The sequence below is a fragment of the Leyella stercorea genome (genome assembly GCF_021531655.1).
The window spans coordinates 1-12,278 of sequence record NZ_JADYUF010000029.1; the positions used below are offsets into that span (position 1 = coordinate 1).

Genomic DNA, 12,278 nt, shown 5'->3' on the forward strand with positions numbered 1-12,278 from the left:
CGCCCCTCCCCCGCAGGGAGGGGAGTAATATGTACTGATTGGCGATAAGGATAGAGGTGTAAAAAAATTGTTGCTTATTAATATTTGTTTCTTATTTCATCTGTTGTACTATTCATCCCCTCGCTACGTGAGACGGGTTTGGGGGTGGGATTGAATCTCGCCAGCTTCACAAGGAATATCACTCCACGGAACGTCAGTTCGAGGCACATGGCGAGCCATACGCCACGCAGTCCCATCGACGGTGCGAGCATGGCGGCAAGCGTGATGCGCACACCCCACATCGATATGAGGTTCATCACGCTCGGAGCTATGGTCTTGGCAGCACCTACGAACACTCCGTAGCAGATGATGGCTGCACCGAACATGGGTTCGGCGAACGCCTCGATGCGCAGCACTTCCACTCCGAGCAGACGCACTTCGGGCGAAGGCGTCATCATAGCCATGGCAAACGGCGCTCCGACGTACATCACTACGCCCATCAATGTCATAATGCCCATGCCCAGTCCGACGCTGAGCCACGCAAAGCGCTTCATCAGTTCGTAGCGTCCGGCACCCATGCTCTGTCCCACAAGCGTCGTGGCGGCATCGCTCACGCCGTAGCCCGGCATGTAGCACAGACTCTCGACGATGATGCCAAACGAGTTGGCGGCAATGGCGAAGGTGCCCAGCGGAGCGATGATGATGGTTGTGACGATGTATGCCGAGGTCATTATGGTCTGCTGTATACCCATTGGCAGGGCTATGTGCAGGGCACGCTTCACCACCTGCCATGTAGGCAGGAAGCGGCCGCGGTCAATCCTCAGCGACAGCTCCTTGCTGCGGAAGCAGAGTATGTACATCGTTATGGATGCCGCAACGAGTTCGGCTGAAGCCGTGCCTATTGCCGCTCCCACCACTCCCATGCCCGCTCCGGGCAGCGTGAGCGACATGCCCAGCACGTCGACGGTGCGCGTGTGGAAGATGAGAAAGAAGTTGAAAACCACGTCGAGCGACATCATCACCACGCTCATTATGCTCGGCACGAGCATGTTGCCGGAGCTGCGCAGCATGCCCTGGCTGAACATTGAGAACTGGAATGCGGGCATCGCCATGGCTATGATGGCAAAATAGGCTGACGACGTGGCGTTGATGCTGGCGTTGCCGCCCAACCACGAGGGCAGGAACGGACTGATGGCGAGCGCCACCAAGCCGATGAGCGCACTCACCACGAGCACCGACATGATGCCCTGGCGCAATGTGGAACGCGCCCGGGCGGCATCGTCGGCACCCAACTGGTGGCTCACCTGAACGTAAAAACCGGCTGCCGTAGCCGAACAGAGGCTGCCCATAAGCCACGTAGTGGTCTCTATCAAGCCTATAGCCGCCGAAGCCTCGGCACCCAGACTGCCCACCATCGACGCGTCTATATACTGCATCATGGTGGTAGTGAGCTGCGCCAGAATGGCTGGCATGGCAAGACTCAGCACCAGACGCGCCTGCTCGCCGAGCGTCATCGGCTTGCCATGACGTATCATGGAGAGCAATCTGTCTTTTTGTCTGTCAAGTTTCATAGGATCCTAATTACGCTGCGAAGTTACAAAAGAAAGCCGAAATGAGCAACCGCCACCCTCATTTATCCGGAAAGCAGATAAGAAAAACGGGAAAATAGTTAGTCTTATGGCTACACCTTATTATATATAATAAATATCAATTTGACAATAAAAACGAGCTGCTTGTTTTGAATTGTGTTCGATTTGCACTAACTTTGCACCCAGAAAACAAAAATCACACATTATAATGGAAGATAAGAAATTCAAACGCACCACCGTCACCGCGGCTCTGCCGTATGCCAACGGTGGCGTACACATAGGCCACCTGGCCGGCGTGTATGTTCCTGCCGACATCTACGTGCGCTATCTGCGCCTTAAGAAGCAGGAGGTTATGTTCATCGGAGGTAGCGACGAGCACGGCGTGCCCGTAACTATCCGCGCCCGCAAGGAGGGCATCACCGTGCAGGAAGTGGTAGACCGCTACCATAACCTCATCAAGAAGTCGTTCGAAGACTTCGGTATCTCGTTCGACATATATAGCCGCACCACATCAAAGATTCACAACAAGTTTGCCAGCGACTTCTTCCGCACACTCTACGACAAGCACGAACTGGTAGAGAAGACCGAAGAACAGTTCTGCGACGAGGTGACAGGCGAATTCCTCACCGACCGCAACATCGTGGGCACATGTCCGCGCTGCGGTGCCGAGGGAGCTTACGGCGACCAGTGCGAGAAGTGCGGCGCTACGCTCTCACCAGAAGAACTGATCAACCCCACCAACAAGAACAACCCCGGACACGGACTCGTGAAGAAGGCCACCAAGAACTGGTATCTGCCGCTTAACAACTATCAGAACTGGCTGAAGCAGTGGATTCTCGACGAGCACAAGGAGTGGCGACCCAACGTCTACGGCCAGTGCAAATCGTGGCTCGACATGGATCTGCAGCCACGCGCTATGACACGCGACCTCGACTGGGGTATTCCCGTACCCGTAGAAGGAGCCGAGGGCAAGGTGCTCTACGTATGGTTTGACGCACCTATCGGCTACATCTCAAACACCAAGGAGCTGTGCGACGCCCAGCCAGAGAAGTGGGGACCGTGGCAGAAGTGGTGGCAGGACCCGTCGTCACGACTCATCCACTTCATCGGCAAGGACAACATCGTGTTCCACTGCATCGTGTTCCCAACCATGCTCAAGGCTCACGGCGACTACATCCTGCCCGACAACGTACCGGCAAACGAGTTCCTCAACCTCGAGAACGACAAGATTTCTACATCACGCAACTGGGCTGTATGGCTCCACGAATACCTCGTTGACTTCCCCGGCAAGCAGGACGTGCTGCGCTATGTGCTCACAGCCAACGCTCCGGAGACCAAGGACAACAACTTCACATGGAAGGATTTCCAGGACCGCAACAACAACGAACTGGTGGCTGTTTACGGCAACTTCGTCAACCGTGCACTGCAGCTCACCAAGAAATACTTCAACGGCATCGTGCCCGAATGTGGCGAACTGCAGGACGTTGACCGCGCTGCCATCAAGGAATTCAAGGACGTGAAGCAGAAGGTGGAGGCACTGCTTGACGCATTCAAGTTCCGCGACGCCCAGAAAGAGGCAATGAACCTGGCACGTATCGGCAACAAGTACATCACCGATTGCGAGCCTTGGCACGTTGCCAAGACCGATATGGAGCGCGTCAAGACTATACTCTATATCTCACTGCAACTCGTAGCCAACCTTGAGATAGCATTCGAACCGTTCCTTCCGTTCAGTTCGGCAAAGCTCCGCGAGATGCTCAACGTGGCTAATACAGAATGGGATCAGCTCGGCAGCACCGAACTCCTCAAGCCCGGACACCAGCTCGGCACTCCTGCCCTGCTCTTCGAGAAGATTGAGGACGACGCCATCAACGCACAGCTCCAGAAACTTGAGGACACCAAGAAGGCTAACGAGGCTGCATCGTACGTGGCTGCACCCGTCAAGGAGAACGTCGACTTCGAGACTTTCGAGAAGATGGACATCCGCGTAGGCCACATCAAGGACTGCCAGAAGGTGAAGAAGTCGAAGAAACTCCTTCAGTTCACCATCGACGACGGCTCGGGCAAAGACCGCACCATACTCAGCGGCATCGCTGCCTACTACGAGCCTGAACAGCTCATCGGCAAGGACGTGCTCTTCGTAGCCAACTTCGCTCCACGCAAGATGATGGGCATCGAGAGCCAGGGCATGATTCTCTCGGCTGTCAACTTCGACGGAACACTCAACGTGACATCTGTATTGGGCAACGTTAAGCCCGGTTCACAGGTGGGATAATACGAGTTTTGAATTTTGAGTTTTGAGTTTTGAATTTGTCGGCTTCGCCGATTTGGAATTGTTGAATGTTGAATTTTTAATTGGAAATTTATAATTCTTAATTCATAAATCGCGCAGCGACCAATTCAAAACTCAAAATTCAAAACTCATAATTGCCAACGGCAACCAACTCAAAATTCAAAATTCAAAACTCAAAACTCACAACCCGTAACTGCTTCAATGTCATTGTAAAAACATTGAAACAGTAACGAAACGGGCAAAAAATATGCACATTTATAGGGTGTTTGTGCACACAGAATGTCTTTTTGTAGAAAAATATTTGCCTATATGAATAAAAATTATTTCCTTTGCAAAGTTTTTTAAAAGGAAATTACATTATAAACACTTTAAAATTAGAAATTATGTCAGAAATCGAATCAAAAGTAAAAGCTATCATCGTTGACAAACTCGGTGTAGACGAAGCAGACGTTAAGCCTGAAGCAAGCTTCACAAACGACCTTGGTGCAGACTCACTCGACACCGTAGAGCTCATCATGGAGTTCGAGAAGGAGTTCGGCATCTCTATCCCTGATGATAAGGCTGAGAAGATCGGCACTGTTGGCGACGCTATCGCTTACATCGAGGAGAACGCAAAATAAATAAGGTTTATGGTTTATAGTTTATGGTGTACATAAACCATAAACCATTTTTTCAACCATAACCCGAAACTATTTTAAATGGAATTAAAAAGAGTAGTAGTTACAGGTCTTGGAGCCGTTACCCCATTGGGCAACACTGTTGAAGAGACTTGGAACAACCTTGTCGCCGGCGTAAGCGGCGCAGCCCCCATTACATTGTTCGACGCTTCTGATTTCAAGACTCAGTTTGCATGCGAGGTGAAGAACCTTAAGGTGAACGACTTCATCGATCGCAAGGAAGCACGCAAGATGGACCGCTATGCACAGCTCGCTATCATCGCAGCAATGCAGGCAGTTCAGGACTCGGGCATGGATCTTGACAAAGAAGACAAGAACCGCATCGGCGTAATCTACGGCGTTGGCATCGGTGGCATCAAGACTTTCGAGGAAGAAGTAGGCTACTATGCACTGCACAAGGAGAACGGTCCTAAGTTCAATCCGTTCTTCATCCCGAAGATGATTGCCGACATCGCAGCAGGCCAGATTTCAATCCAGTACGGATTCCACGGTCCTAACTATACCACTACTTCGGCATGCGCATCATCTACCAACGCTCTTGCTGACGCCTTCAACCTCATCCGTCTTGGTAAGGCCAACGTAATCGTAAGCGGTGGTGCAGAAGCTGCCATCACACCTGGAGGTGTAGGCGGATTCAACGCCATGCACGCACTCTCTACACGCAACGACGATCCGGAGCACGCTTCACGTCCGTTCAGCGCAAGCCGTGACGGATTCATCATGGGCGAAGGCTCAGGATGCCTCATCCTTGAGGAACTTGAGCACGCCAAGGCACGCGGAGCCAAAATCTACGCAGAAATGGTTGGCGAAGGTATGTCTGCCGACGCTCACCACATCACAGCTTCTCACCCTGAGGGTCTCGGCGCTCGCCTCGTAATGGAGAACGCTCTTGAGGACGCAGGCATGAAGCCTGAAGACATCGACTATATCAACGTACACGGCACATCTACCCACGTGGGCGACATCTCTGAGGCTAAGGCCATCAAGCAGGTGTTCGGCGAGGCCGCTTACAAGCTCAACATCAGCTCTACCAAGTCTATGACTGGACACTTGCTCGGCGCTGCCGGTGCTGTGGAGGCTCTTGCTTCGGTGCTTGCAGTGAAGAACGACATCGTTCCGCCTACCATCAACCACGCTGAGGACGACCAGGATCCGGAAATCGACTACAACCTCAACTACACCTTCAACAAGGCACAGAAGCGTGAGGTACGTGCTGCACTGAGCAACACATTCGGTTTCGGAGGCCACAATGCATGTGTAATATTCAAGAAATATGCTGAGTAATCTCATCGACAGAATGAAGCTCCCTTTCCGTAAGGACAAGGAGCTTTATTTGTCTTTACGCCAAATCATAGGCTTTTATCCGCACGACATCGGCTACTATAAGCTGGCGCTTATGCACAAAAGCATGTTCAAGCGCAACGCCAAGGGCAAACCCGTGAACAACGAACGACTGGAATTTCTTGGCGATGCAATCCTCGACGCCACCGTTGGCGACATAGTCTACCGCCACTTCCCAGGCAAACGCGAGGGCTTCCTCACCAATACACGCTCCAAACTCGTGCAGCGCGAAACCCTCAACCGACTGGCGCAGGAAATGGGCATCAACCAGCTCATATTGTCTAACGGACGCTCTTCGTCGCACAACTCATACATGGGAGGCAACGCCTTCGAGGCTCTTGTGGGAGCAATATACCTCGACCGTGGCTACAACGCATGCATGGAGTTTATGCGCAAGCGAATACTGACACAAATGATAAACATCGACAAGGTTGCTTATAAGGAAGTAAACTTCAAGAGCAAGCTCATCGAATGGAGTCAGAAGAACCGCGTGCGCATTGACTTCCGCGTCCTCTCGCAGGAAAAAGACAAGACCGGATCGCCCGTGTTCAACTATCAGGTGATGCTTGAGACAGTAGAGGGATGCACCGGTACGGGCTTCAGCAAGAAGGAAAGCCAGCAGATGGCTTCGAAGCTGACGCTCGAACGACTGCGCAAGGAACCACAGTTTATCGACCAAGTGTTTGCTGCCAAGACCGACCGCACAAAAATGGAGGAAGAACCGGTGCAGAACGTTCCGACTATAGAGCCTGAGGCTGACGAGTTCATCATCAAGAATCCTGAGATGGAAGCCCATGCCGAGGCTGCTGTAAAAGCTCTCAATGGCGGCAAGAAGACAAAGCAAGGACGACGCTCGCCTATGTATCGCAACGTAAGCGAGGACGACGAGACTGTAAAAGAAACGGCTGAAAGCCTGCCGTACAATGCCGCTGACACAACAGCCGACAATTCGGACGACGAGAACAGCGACGAGGATATGCTCAATCTCGACGACAAGGAGTTTGACCTGAGCCATATCTCTGCACGCCAACAGAGTCGTGAGGAGATAATCGCTGCTGCCGAAGCAGCGGCATTTGCCGAATAAATAATGCTCTAAAAAGCCCTACCCCCAGCCCCTCCCCCGTAGGGAGGGGAGTGGTATGCTTTGTAAGCTTATAAACAATGCGCCCTGTAAATGCAAAAGCATTGATTGTTTATGCTTTTGCACTTACAGGGCGTTTTGTTGCTTAATACTTTATCTTGAAATAATCGAGCAAAGCCTTGTAATGGGGTATTCCATATATTATCGGCAAGAAACTAACTAACTTTATGCAAATATAGCTGTTTTCTTGCCGATATCGGCAAGAAAACGCCTGTTTTTTATTAAAAACCTACATACCGGTTAAACATTCGTTACACTTAATCCGTCTTATACACATATATGAAACGTTTTATAATATTCTTCCTGCTCTGTCTGTGTGCATACACCGGATGGGCGCAAGGCATCGTGAAAGGCAAGATATTGGACCGACAGAAGTCTGAACCTCTCGGTTTTGTCAATATCAAAGTGACTGAACAAGGTAGCGACAAGTTCGTTGGCGGTGGCATTACTGATGCTGGCGGCAACTTCAACGTGTCGGGACTCAAGGACGGCAAGTACACGCTGACGCTTACTTTTATGGGCTATAAGGACGTGACACGTCAGTTTGAGATTACTCCCACTAAGCGTGATGTGCAATTCAAGTTACTGTATATGGCTGAAGATGCCAAGCAACTGAACGAAGTGACCGTGACAGGACAGCGCGCCACAATGAAACTGGAGGTTGACCGAAAGTCGTTTGATGTCGGTCAGCTCATCAGCAATGCCGGACAATCGGCTTCGGACGTGCTCGACAATGTACCTTCTATCGAGGTTGACAACGACGGCAATGTGTCGCTGCGTGGCAATTCAAGCGTAGAGGTTTGGATTAATGGCAAGGCATCGGGACTGACTTCGGACAACCGTGCACAGATTCTGCAGCAGCTGCCGGCTGAAAGCATCGACCGTGTAGAAGTGATTGACAATCCTTCGGCTAAATTCTCGGCTGAAGGTTCGGCTGGTATCATCAACATTGTGCTCAAGAAAGACCGCAAGGCTGGCTATTACGGCTCGGTGCAGGCTGGTGGCGACACTCGCGGCGGTGCCAACACAAGCTTCAACGTCAACTACAACAGCCGACTGATTGACTCTTACTTAAACATCGGCTACCGCCATCGTGCCAATACCGGACACATGGAGAGCCAGCAGACCAGCGATACGTACAACCAAACATACGACAGCGACAGCAAACAGCGTGGCAACAACTTCTTCACACGTGCCGGTGTGACGCTGCACGCTACGACAAAGGACGACTTCAGCCTCAGCGGCATGCTCATGCACGGAGGCGGAAACAGCCACAGCTATACACCTTATATATATACAGCAGTGGCAAACGGCCTGAACAACTATCAGCTCGACCGTATCAACCGCTCACGTACGGGTATGGACATGCGCTACGGCGAGTTCAACTACCGCCACTCATTCAACGACAAGCACTTTATTGACTTCACTGCCGACTTGAGCAGTTGGAAGATGAATGGCGACAACTGGTATCAAGACTCTACCGTAGTGGTGGGCATCGACGACGTTACGTACAGCTATCAGTATCGTCCGCAGTATATCAACAACCACCGCAAGGAGCTGAAACTCGAATACGAGAACCAGGTGACCAAGAACTTCAAGATAGAAGCTGGATATAACGGCAATTTCTCGCGCGAGAACACACCGCAGGAATCGTATATGGACAATACGTCGTTTGACGGAACTAACGCCTCTGAAGACAAACTGTTCTTCAACCGCTTCATCTACAAGCAGGATCTGCACGCCTTCTACACCACGCTCAGCTATAAGTTTGGTGCGCTTAGTCTGATGGGCGGACTGCGTGGCGAATACTGGCGTGTCAATACCGAGAGCTACACATGGGAACAGGAACACGACGCATCGCTACGCGAACAACCATTCAAGAAGGACTATTTCCAGCTGTTCCCGTCGGTATTCATGTCATGGCAGATGACCGAGACACAGCAGTTGCAGCTCAACTACACCCGTCGTCTGCGCCGTCCGTGGGGCGGTCAGCTCAACTCGTTCCGCGACACACGCGATGCTACAACGGTTTCGTTCGGTAACCCGTATCTGACACCGGAATTCAGCAATTCATTCTCGCTCAATTATCTTAAGCAATGGAACGACCACTCGCTTCTTGTCAGCGCCTACTATCGTCCTACTACAGACGTTATACAGCGCATAAGCTATAAGAACCAGGAAGACGGACTGTTCTACCAGACCTCTATGAACGTGGCAAAGAGTGTGTCGACGGGATTGGAAATGACGGTAAAGAACAAGTTGTGGCGCATCCTCGACCTCACAACGTCGGCAAATGCCTACTATTATCGTCTTAACGGATTCTCGTACGACATCGACGGACAGACCGTAACGGGCAATTCCGACCATAACTTCACTTGGAACGCCCGCATGACGGCATCGCTTATGCTGCCATACGACATCTCTATTCAGACCACCGGACGCTACACTGCACGTCAGGTAATCACGCAGGGCTATCGCAAAGCCAATTATAGCATTGACTTCGGTGCTCGCAAGAACTTCTTCAACAAGATGTTCACGCTGTCGGTCAACTGCCGCGACCTGCTTGACTCACGTCGCTTCGAGACCTTCACAAGCGGACCTAACTTCACACGCCACCAGATTAACCGACGTGGCGGACGACGTGTAAGCATGACGCTGACATGGAACTTCGGTAATATGAAACAGAAGAAACGCCCCAACAAGAACCAAGGTAGCGAAAATGATATGCCAATGGACTATAACGGAGGCGAAGAATAAAGGCACTGTTTGCAGTATGCAAATATCGTACAAGCAGTAAAAAACTGTTACAAATGAAAATTCAATTATAGAGAATTCAAGACGCGTTTTTATCAGTTTAGACGGCGCTTCTTATCATATTTTTAATCAAATAAGCCCCCGCTGCATTGCAAAGGCAGTCCTTTTAGTACACAACAGGACTACTTTTGCAATGCAACGGGGGCTTAATTGTAACCCTAAAGTTGCCCTTTGGGGGGCGAAAAGGATAACTATTGCATTGATAGAACTTGCACACTCACCACTCACATACGCCTAACGCATTGTGAATAAAGCACATAAGGCTGCACGCTCAAAACTCAAGAATTTCGGGCAAAACATTTCCTTGTGCGTTCAACTCGCAGTTTTGAGCGCTTAGAAATGCAAATATTGTCATAAAGAACACTCCCTATCAGTCCTCCCGCTAATTGATAATCGAGAGGATGCCGAGTGGTCCGCTACATGTGGCACGGTACTTTATGAGTTTCTTGCCATCAGAATTGACGCACAGACCGTTGTTATTGAGATTGTACTGACGCTTGCAACGGCTGCACGACACTATACCGTTCGACGTGAAGGCAAGCTTGTTGTTAAGCATATTGGTCTCGTCATAGCAGTTGGGACATTGCGAGTCGAAGACATAGAGAATGGCAGGCGACGAGAGATTGCCATAGCCCACAATGATACCGGTTTTGTTATATAAGCCGATGGCACGCGTACGACGCATGTCATCGGCATTTGCTTTCTGCTTGGTCGTAAGTCCTTCGTTGCTCTCAAAATAGAAGTATGTTACCGCTCCCTCCTGACCCTCGCTAATACGACAGAATACGCCCGGTGACAATGGGTTGAGCGCACTCTGCAACGTAGCATCCTGGTGCTGACTATTGTCGAACACGAAGTATGCATGAAGCGACGAGTAATCGAAGTCCGTATTCGAGCATGACGAAACAAGGAACATGACGAATAGAAGAAGTAAAGGGAAGCGGTTCATTGGGGGAGAGTTCTTTGAGTTGAGAGTTCTTTGAGTTGAGAGTTGAAAATTGAGAATTGAGAGTTATGATTACCTTTGAAGGTATACGTAATAAAAACGCATTAACAATAATGCATATCATAACTCTCAATTTTCAACTTTCAATTATGCAAGCAGCGCCTTTTCAGCCTCATCCACACGCTCGAAATGGAACTCGGCTAGCGTCTGGTCCATAAGTGCTGCAATACGGTCGTTGCACAGATTGCCCATTGAGCCTTCGTGAGTGTGATGAATGTTGTGGTCGGCATGGAAAGTGCCGTTCTCTATCTCTAGTCCTACCTGCTTGTAGGCATCACGGAACGGTGTTCCGGCGGCTGCAAGACGGTTGACCTCCTCTACCGAGAACATCGGGTCGTACATCGGATTGTCGAGTATGTGTTCGTTCACCTCGATGCGCTCAATGATGTAAGCAGCCATATCAAGGCAGTCCTTCAATTCGGCAAAGGCAGGAAGGAATACTTCCTTGATAATCTGCAGGTCGCGGAAATAGCCCGTAGGCAGATTGTTCATGATGAGCTGTATCTGTGTAGGCAGACTCTGCAGTTTGTTCGATTTGGCACGTATCAGCTCAAACACATCGGGATTCTTCTTGTGCGGCATGATTGACGAGCCGGTGGTGCATTCTTTGGGAAGTTTTACAAAGGCGAAGTTCTGGCTGTTGAACAGACATGCGTCGAATGCCAGCTTTGATACTGTACCAGCTACTGAAGCCAAGGCAAATGCCACGTTGCGCTCCATCTTGCCACGTCCCATCTGTGCGTACACCACATTATAGTCCATTGAGTCGAAGCCCAACAGACGTGTAGTCATCTCACGGTTCAATGGGAATGACGAGCCATATCCGGCAGCCGAACCAAGGGGATTGCGATTGGTGAGTCGATAGGCAGCCTGAAGGAAGAGCATGTCGTCGGCAAGCGACTCGGCATGAGCGCCAAACCACAGTCCGAACGAACTCGGCATGGCTATCTGCAAATGTGTATAGCCCGGCATAAGTACATTCTTATACTGCTCGCTCTTCTTCTGCAATTCGCGGAACAAAGCGTCAACTCTCTCTACTACCTCACGCAATTCGTGACGTGTGAAGAGCTTGAGGTCGACCAGCACCTGATCGTTGCGTGAACGACCTGAGTGAATCTTCTTGCCCATATCACCCAAACGGCGTGTAAGCATCAGTTCCACCTGCGAGTGAACGTCCTCAACGCCCTCCTCAATAACAAATTCGCCTCGCTCGCACTCAGCGTATATGTTTTTCAGTTCAGCCAGAAGCTGTACAAGCTCGTTCTTCTGCATGAGTCCTATCGACTCGAGCATAGTGATATGAGCCATTGAACCAAGCACGTCATACTTGGCGAGGTATATGTCAAGTTCGCGGTCACGTCCTACAGTGAAGCGCTCTATCTCCTCATTAACAGAGAAATTCTTTTCCCAAAGTTTGCTTGCCATAATAATTATAAAG

Annotated in this window: 8 protein-coding genes; 5 read left to right on the plus strand and 3 right to left on the minus strand. The window is 50.5% G+C overall.

What is annotated here, in order from left to right; translation table 11 throughout:
- Positions 1–77: 77 nt before the first annotated feature.
- Entirely contained in the window at positions 78–1,550 is a 1,473-nt protein-coding gene (locus tag I6E49_RS09320; RefSeq protein ID WP_235401930.1) for an MATE family efflux transporter, read from the minus strand.
- A gap of 226 nt (positions 1,551–1,776) precedes the next feature.
- Between I6E49_RS09320 and metG the strand changes: the two genes are divergently transcribed.
- From metG to I6E49_RS09345, 5 genes are all read left to right on the plus strand, one after another.
- Positions 1,777–3,843 carry a methionine--tRNA ligase gene (gene metG, locus I6E49_RS09325; protein WP_235401932.1) on the plus strand — a complete coding sequence of 689 codons (2,067 nt, stop codon included), beginning with the start codon at positions 1,777–1,779 and terminating at the stop codon, positions 3,841–3,843.
- A 401-nt stretch (positions 3,844–4,244) separates the two neighbouring features.
- Positions 4,245–4,481: an acyl carrier protein gene (locus I6E49_RS09330; protein WP_094879135.1), complete on the plus strand. Its 237-nt coding sequence runs from the start codon at positions 4,245–4,247 to the stop codon at positions 4,479–4,481.
- Between the two features lie 78 nt (positions 4,482–4,559).
- Entirely contained in the window at positions 4,560–5,822 is a 1,263-nt protein-coding gene (gene fabF, locus I6E49_RS09335) for a beta-ketoacyl-ACP synthase II (RefSeq protein WP_235401934.1), read from the plus strand.
- Positions 5,812–6,963, plus strand: coding sequence for a ribonuclease III (gene rnc / locus I6E49_RS09340; protein WP_235401936.1), 1,152 nt, complete (start codon positions 5,812–5,814; stop codon positions 6,961–6,963). The genes fabF and rnc overlap by 11 nt, the downstream gene beginning before the upstream one ends.
- 336 nt (positions 6,964–7,299) lie before the next feature.
- On the plus strand, positions 7,300–9,777 hold the full coding sequence (locus tag I6E49_RS09345; RefSeq protein WP_235401938.1) for a TonB-dependent receptor domain-containing protein: 2,478 nt from the start codon (positions 7,300–7,302) through the stop codon (positions 9,775–9,777).
- A gap of 439 nt (positions 9,778–10,216) precedes the next feature.
- On the opposite strand, the gene I6E49_RS09350 is transcribed toward I6E49_RS09345, so the two are convergent.
- Together I6E49_RS09350 and argH are read right to left on the minus strand one after the other, a co-directional pair.
- A complete protein-coding gene (locus I6E49_RS09350) occupies positions 10,217–10,783 on the minus strand; it encodes a hypothetical protein (RefSeq protein WP_235401940.1) in 567 nt (188 codons plus the stop codon).
- 144 nt (positions 10,784–10,927) lie between these two features.
- A complete protein-coding gene (gene argH / locus I6E49_RS09355) occupies positions 10,928–12,265 on the minus strand; it encodes an argininosuccinate lyase (RefSeq protein ID WP_235401942.1) in 1,338 nt (445 codons plus the stop codon).
- Positions 12,266–12,278: the final 13 nt, after the last annotated feature.

Coding starts and splice junctions, on each gene's coding strand:
- I6E49_RS09345 (WP_235401938.1), top strand. CDS start 7,300: ATGAAACGTTTTATAATATTCTTCCTGCTCTGTCTGTGTGCATACACC.
- fabF (WP_235401934.1), top strand. CDS start 4,560: ATGGAATTAAAAAGAGTAGTAGTTACAGGTCTTGGAGCCGTTACCCCA.
- I6E49_RS09320 (WP_235401930.1), bottom strand. CDS start 1,550: ATGAAACTTGACAGACAAAAAGACAGATTGCTCTCCATGATACGTCAT.
- metG (WP_235401932.1), top strand. CDS start 1,777: ATGGAAGATAAGAAATTCAAACGCACCACCGTCACCGCGGCTCTGCCG.
- I6E49_RS09350 (WP_235401940.1), bottom strand. CDS start 10,783: ATGAACCGCTTCCCTTTACTTCTTCTATTCGTCATGTTCCTTGTTTCG.
- rnc (WP_235401936.1), top strand. CDS start 5,812: ATGCTGAGTAATCTCATCGACAGAATGAAGCTCCCTTTCCGTAAGGAC.
- I6E49_RS09330 (WP_094879135.1), top strand. CDS start 4,245: ATGTCAGAAATCGAATCAAAAGTAAAAGCTATCATCGTTGACAAACTC.
- argH (WP_235401942.1), bottom strand. CDS start 12,265: ATGGCAAGCAAACTTTGGGAAAAGAATTTCTCTGTTAATGAGGAGATA.